The organism is Candidatus Pantoea deserta (genome assembly GCF_003813865.1).
Taxonomy (GTDB): domain Bacteria; phylum Pseudomonadota; class Gammaproteobacteria; order Enterobacterales; family Enterobacteriaceae; genus Pantoea; species Pantoea deserta.
The window spans coordinates 112,901-131,847 of the sequence record NZ_RMVG01000008.1 but is presented as its reverse complement, the minus strand read 5'-3'; the positions used below and the strand labels follow the sequence as shown (position 1 = coordinate 131,847).

Below are 18,947 nucleotides of genomic sequence, written 5' to 3'. Positions count from 1 at the left end.
GGCACCTGAAATCATCGCGCAACCAGTCTGGCACTGGCGGCCACAGCCAACAGCAGCAGCGCGATGAGCAGAAAGGCACCGCTGAGGCTCAGCCATTGAGAAATAAAGCCGATTAAGGCCGGACCTGAGAGAATACCCGCATATCCCAGCGTTGTCATGGCTGAAATCGCCAGGTTCGAGGGCATATCTCGTTGATTACCGACGGCATTGAACAGCATGGGCACTGTGTTGGACAGACCAAAGCCAACCAGCAGGAAGGCGAGCAGAGCCACCTGCGGCCAGGGCAGCCAGACCGCCAGCGCCAGACCGGCCGCTGCCGTCAACGCCCCGGTCAGCATTACCGGGAAGCGGCCAAAGCGGTGAATGATACGATCGCCGCTGAGACGGCCCAGCGTCATCGCCACCGAAAAGATGGCATAGCCCAGTCCGGCGTGCGCGGTAGACATGGCCGGGTTTTGTAGCAGCAGCAGCGCGCCCCAGTCGAGCACCGCGCCTTCAGCAAGAAACAGAATAAAACAGAGCAGGCCGAGAAAGGCGACAAAGCCGCGCGGCACCACCAGCCAGGGCTGATCGGGCTGATGCAGACGCTCGCTCATTAACGTGGGAAAACTGGCGGCTAACAGCAGCAGCATCAGGATGGCGATGACCGCGACCGACATCAGCGGCGACAGGTTCAGGGTGAGCAGCAGGCTGACGGCGCCCGCGCCGAGAATACCGCCCAGGCTAAAGAAGCCGTGAAAGCCCGACATCATAGGTTTCTGCGCGGCTTTTTCCACTTCGACCGCCTGCACGTTCATCGCCACGTCAAGCATGCCCAGACCGGCGCCGAACACCATTAGCGCGGCGGCCATCATCCACATCTCATTTAGCGTCGCCAGCAGCGGCAGCATGGCCAGAATCACCAGCGTAGAGTAGAACATAACCCGACGGCAGCCAAAGCGGCCCACCAGCGCGCCGGTCACCGGCATCGCCGCCAGCGAACCCATTCCCAGGCAGAGCAGAAGCCCGCCCAGCGCCGCGCCGCTGAGGGCTAAACGCTGGCTGGCGAACGGCACCAGAGGTGCCCAGGAGGACATGCCGAGACCGGCAATAAGAAAAACGATGCGAGTTCCCTGACTGACACGAGAAGGCAGTTTACGGGATGGTGCGGCGTCCAGTGCGGTCATAGTGTTATTCATAAGTATTAAAGCGACGAAGTGTAGCATCAAAGCCGTAGCCGCACGCGCTGCGAATAGAGGACCGCGGGTGACGGATCGCCGGAAAAGCGCGCATTCTAGCGGTTTTTACCCGGTTGTTTAACTTTTCCAGAACTTTCCTGGCAATAATCTGAAAAGTCCCTAAACACTTAACACAAATTTTTGCGCTCTCTGCGAACAACCATCAGCGGGCGACAGGGGAAGCCAGGCGCTGTCAGGCGCGGCGCTGGCGCAGGCGGGTTATCGATCGCTGTCGCGATAACGCGATGATAGTTTAACCAGTTTTTAGGCGGGCAAATTTATAGCGGGCAAGGCACCAGAGCGAAATAAACTCAACGGCAGAAAACGAAGCGGTTTATTTCCGTGATAAATTAAATACTGGGTAATTTATTAAATAAATTAACGCGAAGAGGAATAGCTGGCGAATTATGTCAGCGATGACCGCATCAAATTAATTCAGGAAAGGTATATCGATTTATGTAGTCAGGAGAGGGCGCGTTCAGGGCAAAAAAAAAGCCGGACAAACATGTCCGGCGGGAATTAGGGTAAACATCTCATTCGGGGTGAATGAAGGTAATAATGAAATAAATGATGATAGCGGGATCTATTGTATTCCCGTATGACAGATATGTTTTATCATTCAGTGCTGAAGTAAACTGCACCTCAACCATATGAAAATAAACAATTAAAATTCCATTTGATATTTTGTGCGATATTTTTTACCGATATGTGCTGATTATTAGTTCCGCAATTTTTACATCTGGAAATAACTGTTTCGCACTTTGAAACAGTTTCGGAAATTTCGTAGCATTTTCGTGATGGCTTATTGCTCTTTATAAAATAACAATGGCTTGCCGGCTGAATTTTTAAGCGTTCAGTTTGCAGTGGCAAAAATAAGGCACATAACAACAGAGGGTAAAAAAATGAAACGTCGCGTTCTCTCCCTGATGATCCCTGCGCTGCTGGTTGCAGCAGGCTCTGCCAGCGCAGCGGAAATTTATAACAAAGATGGCAACAAATTAGACCTGTTCGGTAAAGTTGATGGTCTGCACTATTTCTCAGATAACGATGGCAATGACGGCGATCAGTCCTACCTGCGCTTCGGCTTTAAAGGCGAAACCCAGATTTCCGAGCAGCTGACCGGTTACGGCCAGTGGGAATATCAGGCGGCGCTGAACACGGCTGAAAGCGAAGGCACCGCCAATAGCTTTACCCGCGTGGGCTTCGCCGGTATCAAATTCGGCGATGCGGGCTCTTTCGACTACGGTCGTAACTACGGCGTAGCCTATGACATCGGCGCATGGACCGACGTTCTGCCAGAATTCGGCGGCGACACCTATGGCGCGGACAACTTTATGTTCCAGCGCGGCAACGGCATGGCGACCTACCGCAACTCGAATTTCTTTGGTCTGGTGGACGGCTGGAACTTCGCCGTTCAGTATCAGGGCAAAAACGACAACCCAAGCCGCGAAACCTCTGGGCGTAGCGTACTGGGCGAGAACGGCGACGGCTGGGGTCTGAGCACCACTTACGATCTTGGCTCTGGCTTCGGTATCGGCGCGGCAATGTTCCAGTCTGACCGTACCAACAACCAGAACGGCGCATCGCCGGGTATCCTGGGTCGCGGCGACAAGGCCGAAGTGTACACCGGCGGCCTGAAATATGACGCCAATAACATCTACCTGGCCGCTATGTACAGCCGCTCTTTCAACGCAACGCGCTTCGGCTCGACTGATGATGCGGTGTACGGCTACGCTGATAAAGCGGATAACTGGGAACTGGTTGCGCAGTATCAGTTCGACTTCGGCCTGCGTCCGTCTCTGGCATTCGTGACCTCACGCGGCACCGACGTGCAGAACTGGGGCAAGCAGAACCTGAAAAAATATGTTGATGTGGGCGCGACCTATTACTTCAACAAAAACATGTCGACCTATGTTGATTACCAGATCAACCTGATGGACGACAATGACTTCACCGACGCGGCCGGCATCAACACCGATGACACCGTGGCGCTGGGTCTGGTTTATCAGTTCTAAACCCGTCAGGAGCGTAGCCTGTGGGCTACGCTCCCGTTAGTCCTGTCGCCGCCAGCGCGGCGGCCCAGTCCGCTGTTACTCTCTCCGCCCGTTGCCTCAACTGCGCCTGCACGATAGTCCCTTCCGCCAGCAGCATAATCTGACCGTTTTCTCGCGCGCCTTTTCTGGCAGCCTGGGCGCAATGACCTTCGCCATCTTTCGCCTGCGTCCCTTAATCAGCGCGCAGAGCTCAGGCCGGCGATCGCCCGGTTCGGCGCTGGCCTTGATAACAGCGCAGCCGCAAGTCGCCAGTCTCTGATCGGCCGACCTGCTGGCGCATTGGTAGCGAAACGGCGCAGGAGCGCGAGGCGGTGGAGGCTTTTCTTCGTCGAAAGGCGACAGAGAGCGGGATGACCGACCGATTAACACATTACCGATGCGGCAAAACACCTCGCTGACGGTGTGTTTCGCCTGTGAGCGGCGGCAGCGGGTTTTGCTGCTATGGCAATGAGAAAGGGCGTTTCGGCGCTGACGCTCAGATACTGGAACGCTTCGCCTGTATCAACGAGCTGCCGATGGCAGCCAGCGAACCTCTTTATCGCTGGCCGCTCGCCAGAGGCCCGGATGGGCAGCCGGGACTCAGCGAGCTGAACCGGTAAATTTGCGCGTGGCCTGCGCCACAGGTTTTGCATTTGAGGGCAGCGACGGCGCGCCGCCCTCAAATGCCGTTCCCGCCAGCGTAAAGGCGGAAAAACTCAGCCACTGACGCCATGAATCTTCTTGCGCTGTTTTAGCCATGCTGCATCTCCCGAAAATAGATTCGGGTTAAACCGTGCAGCATTCATGCCAGTCTGAAGGCTCTCACAGCCACGGATTTGCTGCGGAGTTTGCTACACTGCCGCTGCTTTTTGGTGCAGGCTGCTCAACGCTGGCGCGTTGCGCTCCAGGCAAGACGCTTTTGCCGCCGCTGTTGCAGCAGTTTACCGAGGCTGAAAATAAATACGCCCGCGATAAGGGTCAGAAGTAGCCAGGTCATAGAACCTCCTGTTATCAGCTGATACAGCTGCCGATATTGCGTGATGAAAAGAGCGCAGACAACTTACTTTTGGTTAATTTACTGACTGGTTATGCTTTGTTTCAGGCTGGAATAAAGCGTTACAGATGAGGGAAAGATGCAAAACTGGAAGATTCCACTGTTGATAGCGGCGAGCTGGGTTTTAAGCGCCTGTGATAGCGCGACGCCGCAGCAAAACATGGTGCTGGAAGGCAAAACCATGGGGACGGTATGGCGCGTGACGCTGGCAGGCGTTGACAGCGCGCGTAAAGCGGCACTGCAACAGGCGATTCAACAGCAGCTTGACGCCGACGACCAGACGCTTTCCACCTGGAAACCCGATTCGGTGCTGTCACGGTTTAACCGCTATCAGGGCGAAGCCCCGCAGCCGATCAGCGCTGACATGGCAGATATTGTCACCGAAGCGCTGCGTATCGGCGCAAAAACCGGCGGCGCGATGGATATTACCGTCGGTCCGCTGGTTAACCTGTGGGGCTTTGGCCCGACCAGACAACCGGCGCACAGCCCAACGGATACGCAAATTGCCGCAGCGAAAGCGCTGACAGGATTACAGCACCTGCGGGTGATTCAGACGGTCGAGGGGCAGTGGCTTCAGAAAGATCTGCCTGGACTCTATGTCGATCTCTCTACCATGGGAGAGGGCTATGCCACCGATCATCTGGCGCGCCTGATGGAGCGGGAAGGGATTAACAACTATCTGGTGTCCGTCGGGGGAGCGGTCTTGAGCCGGGGAGAGAACGCGCAGGGCCAGGGCTGGCGCGTGGCGATTCAGAAACCGACCGACAGTGAAAATGCCGTACAGGCGCGCGTGAATTTGCAGGGGCATGGCATCAGCACGTCAGGCAGCTATCGCAACTATTATGAACTGGACGGCAAGCGCATCTCACACGTCATCGATCCCGCCACCGGGCGGCCCATTGAGCACAAGCTGGTTTCCGCCACCGTGATTGCCACCACGGCGCTGGAAGCCGACGGCTGGGATACTGGGCTGATGGTGCTGGGCAGCGAGAAGGCGAAGGCGCTGGCGCGCCAGCAGCATCTGGCGGTCTACCTTATTAGTAAAGAGGGCGATAAGTTTGTCAGCTGGATGTCACCACAATTTTCTGCTTTTCTCATCGACAGTAAGTAAAGAGAAGTAAGGAGAGAGTATGCTGGATCTGTTTAGTGACGAAGCGCCCTGGCAGGAGCCGCTGGCTGAAGGGGCGGTGATCCTGCGCCGCCGCGCGCGTGAAGCGGCGCCGGATCTGATAGCGGCTATTCTGGCGGTGGCGCAGCAAAATCCGTTTCATCATCGCATTACGCCGGGCGGCCACCGGATGTCGGTCGCCATGACCAACTGCGGCGACTTCGGCTGGTCAAGCGATTCGCGCGGCTATCAGTATAGCGAGCAGGATACGGAGAACGGCCGCAAATGGCCGCCAATGCCGGCCCTGTTTCGTCAGCTGACGATCGACTGCGCGCGCGAGGCGGGTTTCCCTGGCTTTAATCCTGATGCCTGCCTGATTAATCGCTACGAGCCAGGGGCAAAGCTGACGCTGCATCAGGACAAAGATGAAAAGGATTTACGTCAGCCGATCGTTTCCGTTTCGCTGGGGCTGCCGGCGGTGTTCCAGTTTGGCGGCTTTGAACGCGGCGACGCCACCCAGCGCGTGCTGCTGGAACATGGCGATGTCGCGGTATGGGGCGGGCCGTCGCGCCTGCGCTATCACGGTATCCTGCCGCTTAAACCCGGCGTCCATCCGCAGGCTGGGGCGTTTCGCTACAACCTGACCTTCCGCCGCGCCTTCTGAGCGCGGCGTCATTGCGAATAACTATTGCTATCATTTCGCATCGCTTTAAACTGCTGGCTGCTTTCCTGACTGCTGGACTTTTTTATGGCGTTGCTCAAGGTTGTTTTTAGCCAGTATCGCTGGCCTTTCACGGGCGTCATCCTGCTGACGCTGCTCAGCGCCGTGCTCGGCATTGCCATGATTGCCTATATCAACAGTGAAATGATTGCGGCCATCAATACCTCTTTTTCTGTTCTGCCGGAGTTTTTGCTACAGCTGGCGCTGCTGATGGCGGTGACGCTCGCTTCACAGCTGGCGCTGACGCAGCTGGGTCACCATTTTGTCTGGCGGCTGCGCGGCGAGTTTATTAAACGCATTCTTGATACCCGCATCGAGCGGCTGGAACAGATTGGCAACGCCCAGCTGCTGGCCGGGCTGACCAGCGATATTCGCGCCATTACCATTGCTTTTGTACGCCTGCCGGAGCTGATTCAGGGCATTATCATTACCCTCGGCTCGGCTGTTTACCTCGCCTGGCTGTCGCCGAAAATGCTGCTGGTCTCCAGCCTGTGGATGGCGGTTACGCTGGTGGGGGGCTGGCTGCTGGTGTCGCGCGTTTATCGTCATATGGCGAAGCTGCGCGAAGTAGAAGACGATCTTTATCGTGACTTTCAGACCATAACAGAAGGGCGCAAAGAGCTGCACCTGAACCGCGAACGCGCCCAGCTGATTTACGAAACGGTGTATCAGGAGGACGCGAAATCCTACCGTCACCATATTGTGCGCGCCGATACCTATCACCTCAGCGCGGTGAACTGGTCGAACATTATGACGCTTGGCGCGATTGGCATGGTGTTTTTTATGGCCAACAGCCTGGGCTGGGCGAATACGGCGGTGGCGGCGACCTTTTCGCTGACGCTGTTGTTTCTGCGCACGCCGCTGCTGTCGGCGGTCGGCGCGCTGCCGACGCTGCTCAGCGCTCAGGTGGCGTTTCGTAAACTCAACGCCTTCGACCTGACCCCGTGGCAGGAGGGCTTCCATACGCTGCCGCCGTTACAGGAGTGGCGCACGCTGGAACTGCGCGACGTCAGGTTCCATTACGGACAGAATGGCTTCGAAGTGGGTCCGATTAACCTGACGATACGGCGTGGCGAACTGATATTTCTGATTGGCGGCAACGGCAGCGGCAAGTCCACCCTGGCGATGCTGCTGACGGGGCTGTATCAGCCCCATTCCGGTAGTCTGCTGCTTGACGGCAAGCCGATCGGCGCAGAGGAACTCGACCACTGGCGTAAACACTTCTCCGCCGTCTTTACCGACGTTCACCTGTTTGATCGCCTGATTGGGCGCGAAGGCGCACCGGCTAATCCTGCGCTGGTGCAGGCGTGGCTGGAACGGCTGAAAATGCAGGATAAGCTAAAGATTGAGGGCAATAAAATCCTTAATCTGCAACTGTCAAAAGGGCAGAGCAAGCGCGTCGCGCTGCTGCTGGCAGCGGCAGAAGAGCGCGATATTCTGCTACTGGACGAGTGGGCAGCCGATCAGGACCCGCACTTCCGTCGCGTGTTTTATCGCGAACTGCTGCCGTGGTTGCAGGCGTCGGGCAAAACCGTGTTCGCCATTAGCCACGATGATAACTATTTTACCCATGCCGATCGTCTGCTGGAGATGCGCGAAGGCAAGCTCAGCGAGCTAACCGGACGCGAACGTGAAATGGCGACGCTGGATGCGGTGCAGCGCACCGAGGTGGCTTATCAGCAGAGCGAAAAAGCTTAGCGGAAAGAGGCACTGGCCTTTGCTTTGCGGCTGACGCTAAGATGAACATCAGCAAAAACAGCGGTTTTTGCTTCCCTGGAATTTTCTGTCGTCTTGTGTTTATACCGGCTTAGCCCCCTTGCTAAGCCGGTTTTTTATTGCCTGAAATCGGGTGCGTCAGCACGGTCAACACGCGATCCGCCTCCAGCTGAAAGCTCGCTTCCAGCCGCGTCCCCTGGGTAAACACCGGGCTAAACGTCTGATTCAGACAGAGCACGGCCGTTTGCGCCGTTAAATCAGCCTCCAGCAGGCTGGCCTGATGAAAATCCATGGGCTGATGCAGCTGCGGCCAGAGCGCCTTGTACAGGCTCTCTTTCAGCGAAAACAGCAGAGTTGCGGCCTGAGGGAAGGGCAGCGGCAGCGAGCGCAGCCGCGCTTGTTCTTTCTCGCTCATCAGCATCGCGGCGGTCTCTTCTGCGGTGCGCGCGCTCATGATCGTTTCAATATCGACGCCAACGCAGAGCGGCTGGCGCGTAACGGCCAGCGCCACCGCTCCCTCGGTATGCGAGAGCGAGGCCTGTATGCCCGACGGCCAGCGCGGCGATCGATCGCTGTGATTCTGCAACTGAAAATCGGGGATAGCGTACAGACGCATGACTTCGCGCGTCAGCCAGCGGCTGGCAAGAAACTCGGCGCGCCGCTTTTTTACCGCCTGCTGTAGAGCAGATGGCAGCGGCAGATGCCAGGCCAGGCTGAGCGGGTCGTGATACAGATTCACATCGAAGCGCGCCTGCGCCAGTAGCAGTTCGCCATGGCGCACAGACGCGGAAGTGATAAAACCGCCTTCAGGAGGCGGCAGAACGGGGTTTAAGACATTCATGCGGTTTCGCAGCGGGGCTCGTAAAAGGGCATTAAAACAGCCCGCTGCGGCCACGGCAACCGCTCAGTCGTTAGGGGGAATGGCGAAGCCTTTTACGGAAACGACAAAATGGTTGTGGCCTCTGGTAATACGCGCGCCGCGATCGCACCAGCGTGACGCCAGACGAAAAAAATCATCGCTGCCAATGTTGTACGCCAGTTCCACTTTACTGATGCCTGAGTGAAGCAGCTCTTCTGCATCCTGTAGGCTCTTTGCTTTGACGACCATTATGTTCTCCATCTGAAAATCAGAGGGCTTTAGAATAGTGACCTTTTATGACGTTTTTGTTTCAGTAAGGTTAAACAAGCGCAGCGGATGGCAGATTTGTGAGGTAGATCGAAGTCAGCTGTACAACGTAAAGGCAGAGGTCGCTGGAGATAACGCTGTCGGGAGGTGTTGCGGATTGGCCGCAGAGAGCAAAAAGGCCGCGCATGGCGGCCTTGTGGGTTACTGCTTCTGGTCCGGTTCGGGACGCTTGTCACCTGACTCAGGCGCATTATTTGGATCGTCTTTTTCAATGTAATGCATGAACTCTCCTCTTGTTACCCACACGCAGCTAAGTATAGACCATGATTCTGGCAAAGAGGTCAAGGGCGCTCTTTATGCATGGCTCGCCCCGGCGTTAACCCGTACCGCAACCGGCGCAGCAGAGCTGCGTTTCGCCTGTTCACCACAATACTTCTTAACTATGAACGCGGGCGTAAATGGCGAGACCGCGCTTAGTGAGAATGTCAGCCGCTGACTATTATCGCTTCAGGGCGATCCGGCATGAAAACTTCTTTGCCGTCAGCGCCTGCAACGAATGTCTAAAAGAACAGAGCGCGCTGAGGATAGCCTTACAACGTCGGAAACACTATTAATAGCTGGAATTATCGCGTGAAAAACGCTGTCATTATTCTGATAAATTAAAAAATATCTTCACTATTTTTATATCAGCGGCCACACTATCAACCAAATAAAATAACGCGGCCAGTAATAACGAGTGGCGTGAAGAGCAAAGCTTAATAACTATTACACAAAAAGATATAGCATTTATTAATAAGGTCTCTCTTTCAGACGGCAAACCGTCTGGTGAACAATGACAACATCAGCAAAATTATGTTTATGTGAGATATGAAATGTACTCTAACGCAATATGGATCATGCTGGAAAAGTCAATTAACATTATTGGATTGCTCTATGTTAATTCGCTTATGGCAAAGTACATTGGACCTGATAATTTCGGTAAGATAAATATATCTACCTCACTGTTTTTATTTGTGCAAACCCTGTCCTGGTTTGGCGGGCAGAGCATTATATTCAAACGCATGAGCGAAAACGCCAGGTCCGGCATCGCTCTGGCGATGCAGACGCAAAACCTGCGGCGTATATTCTTCCTGCTGTCATCAGGCGCGATACTGCTTTATCTCTATCTGTTTACCGACCCTGTCGTGTTCATTTTTGGTGTGGCGAACTGCATCGCCACCTACTACATAGTGATGGACTTTTTCTCTATTTATAACAACACCCAGTTAAAATCAAAGATAAATACCATCACTAATGTAATTGGGTTAATGCTGGCGCTGTTGATTCGGTTCGGCATCTCCTGGTTCCAGCTGCCGCTGTATTACTTGACCCTGCCTATTGTGATTATCCCTTTTGTTCCTTACGTGATGCGCCTTATCTATTTTAAACACACCGCCGAAATCAAACAGAGCAGTAAAGGAACCGGGACTTATAGCCGCTACATGCTCTACACCGGCAGCGCGCTGATTCTGTCAACCCTGGCAACAGACATCTATACGCAGATATCAAGCATTTTTCTGGCTAAGGTGCTTTCATACTCTGCTCTGGGCATTTACAGCGTCGCGCTTACCCTGGGAAATGCCTGGTCATTTATTGTACTGGCGCTGATCACCAGTTTTTTCTCAAAGATATACAGCGAGAAAGATCAAATAGCCGTTGATAAACTGCTGATGAAAATCAACCGCATGGCAATCCTGCTCTCTCTGTTTGCGCTGGGCGGATTCGCGCTTTTTGGCGAGTTTTTTATCCGCTTACTTTACGGCGAAAGCTATATGGAAGCCGTTAAAATTATTCCCGTCATTATCATCGGCACGATGTTCTCTTCCTTAGGAACGATCTGCTACCGCTATATCATTAAAGAGTCCGGTTATAACTACCTGGCTAAAAAAATGGTGCTGTGCTGTCTGTTAACCGTCCCGTTATCCTGGGTCATGATTAATACGTTTGGCATTAACGGGGCTGCCTACTGTTTTCTACTGGTTGAGATTTTATCCTGTACGCTTCTTAACTACTTTTTCAGAAATAAAACCATCGCCAAAATGCACCTTAACATTTTTAAACTGAGAGAATTAAACTAAAATGATAAAGCAAACAGTTAAATCAGCTCTGAAAATTAGTGCTAATATGTTCCCTGAATCTTGTGCAAAAGCTCACTATTTTATTAAGTTCAAGAAGAAGCTTAACTTAACCAACCCCAGAAACTTTAACGAAAAGATCCAGTGGCTCAAGTTTAATGAGCTTAATAACCATATCTATACCCTGTGCGCCGACAAATACCGTGTCAGGGAGTATGTGGCTGCTAAAGGGTGTAGCGAGATCCTCAATGAGCTGTATGGCGTGTACGACAGCGCCGAAAGTATCGACTACGCGGCCTTGCCGAAGAAATTTGCGCTTAAGTGCAACCATGGCGCCGGTTACAATATCATCTGTGATGATAAGTCTTCACTGGACATTGAAAAAACAAACCGACAGCTTGACCGATGGTTAAAGCAGGATTTTTCATCGCTTTTTATTGAGCCGCAATATAAAAAGATTGAAAGGAAAATTCTGTGTGAAAAATTTATCGAAAACGAACGCGGCGGTTTCCCGGATGACTATAAGTTCTACTGTTTCAACGGCAAACCTTACGCGGTCATGGTTTGCGTCGGACGAGAAAAGGGAACGCCTAAGTTCTATTATTTTGATATGAACTGGCAACCTCTGCCTTTCGAGGACACCATTGAACTGATTAAAGAGAACCAGTATCCGCAGAAGCCTGAGGGTTTCGACAAAATGAAAGAGTATGCGCAGAAGTTAGCGGTTGACTTTAAATTCGTTCGGGCGGATTTCTATTTGCTCAACAGTAAAGTCATTTTTGGCGAGCTGACCTTTACGCCCTCAGCGGGACTGGATGTTACCCTACAGGAAGCCGATGTCATTTTAGGCAGCCAGTTAAAACTGTAGAAAAGCGGGAAAATCGTTCTCTCTGACCTGGAAAAGTGCGTTACTGCGGGTGTGATTGAGATGCGCACTGGCTCTGTGTTTATACTGTCTGCGGCGCGGTTTCTGGACGCGTCTGACGGCGCAAGGCGGTCAGATGGCGCGCAGTTAACGGCGGCCTGTACAGAGAGGCGCGTACGACAGATTCGGCGGTAGCAAAAGCTGCCTGACAGCGCGCAGCAAAGCCTGCGACCACAGGCAGGAGGCGAAGCAATAGTGTTTCCGGGACTGGAAAGAAGGGCGCAATGAGGCTGTGCGGCAGGGGATAGCTTATGCACAAAACAGACCTAAAGAAAAAGGTTAATCACAAGATTAACCCTTTTTTACTGGAATAATTGCGTCGGCACGAGAAGACGGGCATCTCCGATCTCCGCAGCCCCCTGACTGGCGGCAACGGGTGTCCCTGAGCCGATAGCGGGGTGCAGACGGCGTTGTCTGAAACAATGGATGGCTACTGTCGCCCCTGGTTATGCGCATATGTGGCGTGCCGGGTGGAGATTAAACCGCTCTGTGACAGACTGGCGCGCCGGATGTCAGCCTGACGTCACTACTGACGCGTACCACGCCCGCCTGATTAAACAGATGCCATATATCTAACTGCGCCATCTCAGCAACCTGTCTGAAACAGAGCGAATTTAGGCGACCTCCTGTCACTCAGACCAGGCGACGCGGCCTGGTCAGGTTTCCACTACAACGGACAAGGACGCTTTTTTACCATGAGTCTGGTGCCGAACCAGCACAGCACAGGGAAGAGTAAAAAAAGAGATCGAATACAGCGCAACTGATTCAGTTCAGCGCGGGTGAGGAGTATCGGGCTGAAAGACACAGAGCCGTCAGCAGCGCCAGCGGATCTCTGGTGCGCGCTCAGGATGGCGGAGAAGAGAAAGAGAGCGAAGAGGGGGAGGGGTAAACAGGCCAGCCCGGACCGGCTAATAAGCTGACGATCGGCATGGAAAATACCTGACGGCCAGACAACGAAACGTCGGATGAAATCTCAGTTAATTTTCTGAACAGAGAGTTAACCTGAACCTGCCGATCGGCGTGTTATCACAGATAGCGCTCAAAGGATGGCAGGAGCGGCGTTTGATGACGGTGGCGCAGCGGGAAAGGTAACTGAAGAATCATGAGCGTATGGCGTGATAATGAGCCTGTTTCGTCATCACCAGCCTGAAATATCGATGACGGGTTTTACCGTCATTTTACCCTGGCAAAATCCACGCATAAAAAAAGCAGCCTTTGCAGGCTGCTTTAGTTGGGAATTTTGGTCGGCACGAGAGGATTTGAACCTCCGACCCCTGACACCCCATGACAGTGCGCTACCAGGCTGCGCTACGTGCCGAACAGTGGGGCTTAGTCTACTGTTTCTTCAGCGGAATGCAAGCTACTGGCGTCTAACTGCCTCATAAATAATCAGTTAGCGATAAAACGCTTCTCTTCCGTCAGCACCTGAAGCAATAACGCCAGCTGCGGCCTGTGATCTTTCAAGGAATTACCCTGCGCGTCATAGGCGCGATAGCTGCCATTACCGTTCAGCACCAGCGTCACCTGCGGCGTGGTTATCACCAGACGGTTATCTTCACTGCTGGCCACCCAGTCGCGTCGGCGCTGTGCGGCAAACAGATCTTCCCCCTGCGAATAATTTACCGGGTTGGTGCGCACATGCAGCAGGCGCTGCATCAGCGTCGCCATCACATCCTGATGGTCCGTCAGGCGATTAATCGTCTGCGCAGGCGTATCCGGCCAGTGGATCACTAGCGGAACGCGCAAATTCTCGCGGTTGCCCACGCTATCAGGATTACCGTTCAGCGCCAGACCCTGCTGCGCCGTAATCACCACCACGGTGTTTTTCAGCAGGTCACGCTGTTCCAGCGTCGCGAGCACGCTATGAATCTGCTCATCGATGGCCGAGGCCTGACGCAGGTAGCTGCGCTGACGCGTTTTCGCCGTGGCGCTGTTTAGATCAATACCGTCCAGCGCCAGCCAGGAAAACCACGGATTACCGTCGGGCTTTTGTCCATTCACCCAGGTTTGCCACTGGGCGATGGTGCTGGCGTTAGGCTGGCGATCGGTAGCAGGCAAGGTGTAATCGGTCAGCAGCGCCTGACGATAGAGCGGCTGGTTAAAGCCCTCAGAAGAGAACAGGCCAAACTGATAACCCTGAGAACTGAGCGCGCCCAGCAGCGCTGAAGGCATGCGCGCGGCCAGCACGCCGTCCATATAGCTGGCGGATATGCCGTAGAACAGGCCAAACAAGCCTTTTTCTGCGACATCGCCCGCGCTGTAGTGCTGCGTAAAGCGCAGGTTTGCGCTGGCGAACTGATTAAGCTGCGGCAGCGCTTTGGCCATATCGCCGCCGTTCAGCCCTTTTACGGTGATCACCAGCAGGTTATTGCGCGTACCGCCGTCGCGGAAGGTAATATCGCTGAGCGGATACTGCACGGAAAGCGCTTCCGGATCGCCCTGCTGAACCAGACGCTGCTGATAAGCCTGCGCATCCAGCAGACCGTGGCGCTCAAGGAAGCGACGTGCGGTCATCGGGTAGGAGAGCGGCAGGTTGGCGCGCTGCATCGTTATTGGGCGATAAAAGTTGGCGTCCGCCCAGATATAAAGCAGGTGGCTGGCGAAGAAGGCGCTGATAAACAGCGCCGCCAGCGGCTTGCCGAAAGAGCGCCGGTTCAGGCTGCGCAGTTTTTGCCAGCTCCAGGTTGCGAACAGCATCTCAACCAGGAAGATCAGCGGTACGCTGATAAACATCAGCTGCCAGTCGCGCGCCATCTCGCTCTGGTCAGGGTTGATCACCAGCTCCCACACCACCGGATTCAGGTGCAGGTGGAAGCGGTTAAATACCGCGCTGTCCACCATGATCAACGTCAGCCCGACGGTGGCGATAATCGCTGACAGCACGCGCAGCAGCCGCTGCGACATCACCACAAAGGTCAGGGGGAAAATAACCAGCAGATAAACAGCAAACACGATAAAGCTGAAATGGCCGATCCAGCTGCTAAAGGCGTAAATGCGTCCAGCAAGCGAAGCGGGCCAGTCGGCGACCAACAGATAGCGGCTGCCTAAAATTAACGCGAAGAAAATATTAAACAGAGCAAACCAGTGCCCCCAGCTAATCATCTGGGACACTTTCTCGCGGTAGCGCTGTCGGTTGGTTACCATATTATGCGGTCAAATCAGCGAATTAATGGGCGTTGTCGTCACGCACGGAGGCCTGCAAGGCTTCCGCAAAAGATCGGGCCAGCGAACGGCGCTGGGCTGGCGCCACATCGCTGTTAATCACGTTGGTCACCATATTTCCCAACACCATCAGGGAAAGATCGGTGGGTGCATTGTCTTTTTGCAGCACCTGGGCCAGTTGTGCGAGGAGTTGTTCCACGCGTTCGTCGCTGTAGCGGGATGATTGTGGCATATCGTCGATTAATCTCGTTTCAAAGGGCGATATAGTAGCGTAACAACAGGCTTTTTTCTGCAACTTTATCGAAAGCGCATCGTCAGGCAGTAGCACGGATGTTGAAAGCGGCAGCGGGCAGTGTTTGAATACGCGCTGAACTAAAAGGAGAGTCTACCATGAGTCTGGATATCGACCAGATTGCTCTGCATCAGCTAATCAAACGCGACGAGAATCAGCTTGAGCTGGTACTGCGTGATACGCTGCTGCCCGCCAACGCCACCGTGGAGGCGATGGTCGAGGAGCTGCACCGCGTTTATAGCGCTAAAAATAAAGCCTACGGCCTGTTTAATGACGAGAGCGAGCTGGCGGAAGCGCTGCGCAACTGCCGCCAGGGCAATGACGACTTCCTGGCATTCAGCCGCGCCGCCACAGGGCGTCTGCGCGATGAGCTGGCTAAATATCCCTTCGCGGAAGGCGGAGTGGTGCTGTTTGTCCACTATCGCTATCTGGCGGTAGAGTATCTGCTGATGGCGGTGCTGAACAGCCAGAGCAGCATGCGCGTCAATGAACAGCTGGACATCAGCAGCACCCACTATCTCGACATCAACCACGCGGATATCGTGGCGCGCATCGACCTGACCGAATGGGAGCTGACGCCGGACTCGACCCGCTACCTGACCTTTTTACGCGGCCGGGTAGGGCGCAAGGTGGCCGATTTCTTTATGGATTTCCTCGGCGCCAGCGTTGGTCTGGATACCAAAGCGCAAAACCGCGGCCTGCTACAGGCGGTCGATGACTACTGCGCAGAATCGCAGCTCGACAAAAGCGAACGGCAGAACTATCGCCAGCAGGTTTACAGCTACTGTAATGAGCAGCTTCAGGCGGGCGAAGAGATTGCGCTGGAAGATTTGTCGAAAGAGCTGCCGCCGCTCGGCGAGAAATCGTTTCAGGCGTTTACTCAGGAGCAGGGCTATGAGCTGGAAGAGCACTTCCCGGCGGATCGCAGCACGCTGCGCCAGCTGACCAAATTTGCCGGCAGCGGCGGCGGTCTGACGCTCAACTTTGATGCGACGCTGCTCGGCGAGCGTATTTTCTGGGATCCGGCCACCGATACCTTAACCATCAAAGGCACACCGCCGAACCTGCGCGATCAGCTGCAACGTCGCACCAGCAGCAAATAATCCGCATAAAAAAACGCCGCATAAGCGGCGTTTTTTATTTCGATGTCGTAGGTCGCTTACGCGCGAACGAAGTCGATGTGGTGCAGTTTTGGCTTGAACGGGTGACGCTGAACAGCCTGCACTTTAACGCTGGTTTCTTTACCGTCGACAACGATAGTCAGAACGTCGGTATAGAAGCCAGGCTTAGCCTGCATGTTCATCACAGAGTCGTGATCCAGTTCGATAGAAACAGCGTCTTCTTTACCGCCATAGATGATGGCCGGGAATTTGTTCGCTGCGCGCAGGCGGCGGCTCGCACCCTTACCCTGCTCTTTACGTACTTCTGCATTGATAGTAAACATCGTAATGTCTCTTTAATTATTCCTGCTACAGGCGACCCAGCAACAGGAGGTTGTCTAAATGCTGATGCGGATGCAAAAGCGGGCGGCATTATAGCCGCAATGGGCCGGGCGGGCAAATGATTCCGCCCCCTGATGCGAAACCTTAGCGCAGCTCATTGGCCCGACGGAAGCGGCCCTCATAGTCGAAAACCTTTTCGCGCACCTGCCAGAACTGTCCTTTCGCGCGCGCCACCACAAAGTCCGGGTGACGCAGCAGCGGCTGCATCGCCACGACGTCGGCTGCGGTTTGCCAGCCGAGCGGCACGCCGGGCGCGCGCTGATGGGGGCGCATAAACAGCTGTTCGAACGCCTTGCGCTGCGCGGGCGTGCTTAACCGAAAGCGCTCATCAACGCTGGTGCCGTCCTCATCGAAATAGGTGGCCTTGAGCCATTCGCCTTTATCATCGCGCCCGTGCGTCAGCGTCATGCCGCCGCAGCGCAGCACCAGCGCATCCTTTAGCTTCAGGGCCGCTTTCAGCATATCGTCGGGGTCGACCAGCACCTTGTCGCACTGATGGCAGCGCCGCGCGGCGATGTCGTTTTCCGCGCCGCACTCTGGACAGCTTTTAAAACGAAAGCGAAAGTCGCACTGTTCGCGGTTGCCCTCGTCATCCTCCAGCACCCCCTGGCAGCGACGGCCAAAGTGCTCGATGATGGTGCCGTCGGCGGTGGCTTTGCCCCAGAAGGTGTTGGCGAATCCGCAGGCGGGACAGAAGACCTGAACCGGCTCGTTATCGCTGGCGCCTTTTGGCGCGCCGACTTCAGGCGTAAAGAGGTCGTGAGGATTACCGGCATAATCCAGGATCAGACAGCTGGTTTTGCCCGGCGACAGGCGCAGCCCGCGCCCGACAATCTGCTGATATAAACTGACCGATTCGGTCGGGCGCAGAATGGCGATAAGATCGACATGGGGCGCATCAAAGCCGGTAGTCAGAACCGCCACGTTTACCAGAAACTTCAGCTGCTGCGCTTTAAAGGCATTGATAGTGGCATCGCGCTCTTTCGCCGGCGTCTCCGCAGAAATCAGCGCGCTGTTGGCGGGCAGCAGCGTCAGGATTTCGCGCGCGTGCTCGACCGTGGCGGCAAACACCATGACGCCGCGGCGATCTTCGGCAAACTCAACAATCTGGCTGATGATATGCGGCGTGACGCGCTGCTGCTGTTTCAGCTCGCGGTTAAGATCCGATTCGCTGAATAGCCCGCTGGCCTGCGCGGTCAAACGGCTAAAGTCGTACTGCACCACCGGCATATCAAGGCGCTCTGGCGGCACCAGAAAGCCGTGTTTGATCATATAGCGCAGCGGCAGCTCATAGATGCAGTCGCGAAACAGCGCTTTTTCGTCGCCGCGCACCATACCGTGATAGTGAAAGTGATAGATCCAGCCTTTACCGAGACGGAAGGGCGTCGCCGTCAGGCCGAGCAGGCGCAGCTGCGGATTGTGCCGGCGCAGTTGGTTAAACACCTGCTGATACTGGCTGTTATCGTCATCGCTAATACGGTGGCACTCATCGACGATCACCAGCGAAAACGCGCTGTCGAACTGCGCCAGATTGCGCGCCACCGACTGCACGCTGCCAAAGACCACTTTGCGCAGGCTCTCTTTACGCTGCAAGCCGGCGGCGAAAATATCGGCTTCCAGGCCGTACGCCTGGTATTTGCTGTGGTTTTGCTCCACCAGCTCTTTTACGTGCGCCAGCACCAGCACGCGTCCGCGCGCCAGCCGCGCCAGTTCGGCGATCACCAGACTTTTGCCCGCGCCGGTCGGCAGCACAATGACAGCGGGGTCGGCGTGACGACGAAAATGGTTGAGGGTCGCGTTAACCGCGTCTTGTTGATAGGGACGTAGAGTAAAAGCCATGACCAGTCACTTTTGCGAAACCGAGCGAGATTATGCCATGAAACTGAATGAAACGCAGGAACGGCTCTGTGCGGCAGCCTCGGTTCAGGCTATACTTCCCGCACTTTTTCAACGGGTAAAACCCCGTTTCAGTTTTTC

General features: G+C 54.8%; 16 protein-coding genes and 1 tRNA gene. 8 read left to right on the top strand and 9 right to left on the bottom strand.

Annotation, left to right across the window (positions count from 1 at the left end):
• Positions 1–11: 11 nt before the first annotated feature.
• Positions 12–1,166 (bottom strand): MFS transporter, encoded by a 1,155-nt coding sequence (locus BBB56_RS12335; RefSeq protein ID WP_123801250.1) that lies wholly within the window; start codon positions 1,164–1,166, stop codon positions 12–14.
• A gap of 953 nt (positions 1,167–2,119) precedes the next feature.
• On the opposite strand from BBB56_RS12335, the gene ompC reads away from it, so the two are divergent.
• Together ompC and BBB56_RS12325 are read left to right on the top strand one after the other, a co-directional pair.
• Entirely contained in the window at positions 2,120–3,232 is a 1,113-nt protein-coding gene (gene ompC / locus BBB56_RS12330) for a porin OmpC (protein WP_123801249.1), read from the top strand.
• A gap of 452 nt (positions 3,233–3,684) precedes the next feature.
• Positions 3,685–3,870 carry a hypothetical protein gene (locus tag BBB56_RS12325; protein WP_123801248.1) on the top strand — a complete coding sequence of 62 codons (186 nt, stop codon included), beginning with the start codon at positions 3,685–3,687 and terminating at the stop codon, positions 3,868–3,870.
• Here BBB56_RS12325 and BBB56_RS23635 read toward each other — a convergent pair.
• Positions 3,851–4,009, bottom strand: coding sequence for a hypothetical protein (locus BBB56_RS23635; protein WP_199756234.1), 159 nt, complete (start codon positions 4,007–4,009; stop codon positions 3,851–3,853). The genes BBB56_RS12325 and BBB56_RS23635 overlap by 20 nt on opposite strands.
• Positions 4,010–4,383: 374 nt before the next feature.
• Between BBB56_RS23635 and apbE the strand changes: the two genes are divergently transcribed.
• The 3 genes from apbE (at position 4,384) to BBB56_RS12310 (ending at position 7,831) form a co-directional block, all read left to right on the top strand.
• Positions 4,384–5,415 carry an FAD:protein FMN transferase ApbE gene (gene apbE / locus BBB56_RS12320; RefSeq protein ID WP_123801247.1) on the top strand — a complete coding sequence of 344 codons (1,032 nt, stop codon included), beginning with the start codon at positions 4,384–4,386 and terminating at the stop codon, positions 5,413–5,415.
• A 19-nt stretch (positions 5,416–5,434) separates the two neighbouring features.
• On the top strand, positions 5,435–6,076 hold the full coding sequence (gene alkB, locus BBB56_RS12315) for a DNA oxidative demethylase AlkB (RefSeq protein WP_123801246.1): 642 nt from the start codon (positions 5,435–5,437) through the stop codon (positions 6,074–6,076).
• A gap of 84 nt (positions 6,077–6,160) precedes the next feature.
• Positions 6,161–7,831 (top strand): multidrug ABC transporter permease/ATP-binding protein, encoded by a 1,671-nt coding sequence (locus BBB56_RS12310; RefSeq protein WP_123801245.1) that lies wholly within the window; start codon positions 6,161–6,163, stop codon positions 7,829–7,831.
• 121 nt (positions 7,832–7,952) lie between these two features.
• Here BBB56_RS12310 and BBB56_RS12305 read toward each other — a convergent pair whose 3' ends face one another.
• On the bottom strand, positions 7,953–8,690 hold the full coding sequence (locus BBB56_RS12305; protein WP_123801244.1) for a 4'-phosphopantetheinyl transferase family protein: 738 nt from the start codon (positions 8,688–8,690) through the stop codon (positions 7,953–7,955).
• A 63-nt stretch (positions 8,691–8,753) separates the two neighbouring features.
• Complete coding sequence (locus BBB56_RS12300) at positions 8,754–8,957, bottom strand: hypothetical protein (RefSeq protein WP_123801243.1); 204 nt, start codon at positions 8,955–8,957, stop codon at positions 8,754–8,756.
• 890 nt (positions 8,958–9,847) lie between these two features.
• Here BBB56_RS12300 and BBB56_RS12295 point away from each other — a divergent pair.
• Together BBB56_RS12295 and BBB56_RS12290 are read left to right on the top strand one after the other, a co-directional pair.
• Positions 9,848–11,092 (top strand): oligosaccharide flippase family protein, encoded by a 1,245-nt coding sequence (locus tag BBB56_RS12295; protein WP_123801242.1) that lies wholly within the window; start codon positions 9,848–9,850, stop codon positions 11,090–11,092.
• A gap of 1 nt (position 11,093) precedes the next feature.
• A complete protein-coding gene (locus BBB56_RS12290; protein ID WP_123801241.1) occupies positions 11,094–11,957 on the top strand; it encodes an ATP-grasp fold amidoligase family protein in 864 nt (287 codons plus the stop codon).
• Between the two features lie 1,298 nt (positions 11,958–13,255).
• Here the strand turns inward: BBB56_RS12290 and BBB56_RS12285 are convergent.
• From BBB56_RS12285 to BBB56_RS12275, 3 genes are all read right to left on the bottom strand, one after another.
• Positions 13,256–13,332, bottom strand: a tRNA-Pro gene (locus tag BBB56_RS12285).
• A gap of 71 nt (positions 13,333–13,403) precedes the next feature.
• Positions 13,404–15,158 carry an LPS biosynthesis-modulating metalloenzyme YejM gene (yejM, locus tag BBB56_RS12280; protein WP_123801240.1) on the bottom strand — a complete coding sequence of 585 codons (1,755 nt, stop codon included), beginning with the start codon at positions 15,156–15,158 and terminating at the stop codon, positions 13,404–13,406.
• A gap of 22 nt (positions 15,159–15,180) precedes the next feature.
• The gene (locus BBB56_RS12275) at positions 15,181–15,408 is read right to left on the bottom strand and encodes a YejL family protein (protein ID WP_123801239.1); all 228 of its coding nucleotides are present in this window, start codon (positions 15,406–15,408) and stop codon (positions 15,181–15,183) included.
• A 158-nt stretch (positions 15,409–15,566) separates the two neighbouring features.
• Here BBB56_RS12275 and yejK point away from each other — a divergent pair, with 158 nt between their 5' ends.
• Positions 15,567–16,571 carry a nucleoid-associated protein YejK gene (gene yejK, locus BBB56_RS12270; protein ID WP_123801238.1) on the top strand — a complete coding sequence of 335 codons (1,005 nt, stop codon included), beginning with the start codon at positions 15,567–15,569 and terminating at the stop codon, positions 16,569–16,571.
• A 56-nt stretch (positions 16,572–16,627) separates the two neighbouring features.
• Here yejK and rplY read toward each other — a convergent pair whose 3' ends face one another.
• Complete coding sequence (rplY, locus tag BBB56_RS12265; RefSeq protein WP_123801237.1) at positions 16,628–16,912, bottom strand: 50S ribosomal protein L25; 285 nt, start codon at positions 16,910–16,912, stop codon at positions 16,628–16,630.
• 142 nt (positions 16,913–17,054) lie between these two features.
• Positions 17,055–18,809, bottom strand: coding sequence for a DNA repair helicase RadD (radD, locus tag BBB56_RS12260; protein ID WP_123801236.1), 1,755 nt, complete (start codon positions 18,807–18,809; stop codon positions 17,055–17,057).
• Between the last annotated feature and the right edge of the window lie 138 nt (positions 18,810–18,947).

Excerpts from the sequence above, each read along its gene's own strand:
- ompC (WP_123801249.1), top strand. The coding sequence starts at position 2,120 with ATGAAACGTCGCGTTCTCTCCCTGATGATCCCTGCGCTGCTGGTTGCA.
- BBB56_RS12310 (WP_123801245.1), top strand. The coding sequence starts at position 6,161 with ATGGCGTTGCTCAAGGTTGTTTTTAGCCAGTATCGCTGGCCTTTCACG.
- BBB56_RS12290 (WP_123801241.1), top strand. The coding sequence starts at position 11,094 with ATGATAAAGCAAACAGTTAAATCAGCTCTGAAAATTAGTGCTAATATG.
- BBB56_RS12275 (WP_123801239.1), bottom strand. The coding sequence starts at position 15,408 with ATGCCACAATCATCCCGCTACAGCGACGAACGCGTGGAACAACTCCTC.
- yejM (WP_123801240.1), bottom strand. The coding sequence starts at position 15,158 with ATGGTAACCAACCGACAGCGCTACCGCGAGAAAGTGTCCCAGATGATT.
- BBB56_RS12305 (WP_123801244.1), bottom strand. The coding sequence starts at position 8,690 with ATGAATGTCTTAAACCCCGTTCTGCCGCCTCCTGAAGGCGGTTTTATC.
- radD (WP_123801236.1), bottom strand. The coding sequence starts at position 18,809 with ATGGCTTTTACTCTACGTCCCTATCAACAAGACGCGGTTAACGCGACC.
- yejK (WP_123801238.1), top strand. The coding sequence starts at position 15,567 with ATGAGTCTGGATATCGACCAGATTGCTCTGCATCAGCTAATCAAACGC.
- rplY (WP_123801237.1), bottom strand. The coding sequence starts at position 16,912 with ATGTTTACTATCAATGCAGAAGTACGTAAAGAGCAGGGTAAGGGTGCG.
- BBB56_RS23635 (WP_199756234.1), bottom strand. The coding sequence starts at position 4,009 with ATGGCTAAAACAGCGCAAGAAGATTCATGGCGTCAGTGGCTGAGTTTT.
- BBB56_RS12300 (WP_123801243.1), bottom strand. The coding sequence starts at position 8,957 with ATGGTCGTCAAAGCAAAGAGCCTACAGGATGCAGAAGAGCTGCTTCAC.
- alkB (WP_123801246.1), top strand. The coding sequence starts at position 5,435 with ATGCTGGATCTGTTTAGTGACGAAGCGCCCTGGCAGGAGCCGCTGGCT.
- BBB56_RS12295 (WP_123801242.1), top strand. The coding sequence starts at position 9,848 with ATGTACTCTAACGCAATATGGATCATGCTGGAAAAGTCAATTAACATT.
- apbE (WP_123801247.1), top strand. The coding sequence starts at position 4,384 with ATGCAAAACTGGAAGATTCCACTGTTGATAGCGGCGAGCTGGGTTTTA.
- BBB56_RS12335 (WP_123801250.1), bottom strand. The coding sequence starts at position 1,166 with ATGACCGCACTGGACGCCGCACCATCCCGTAAACTGCCTTCTCGTGTC.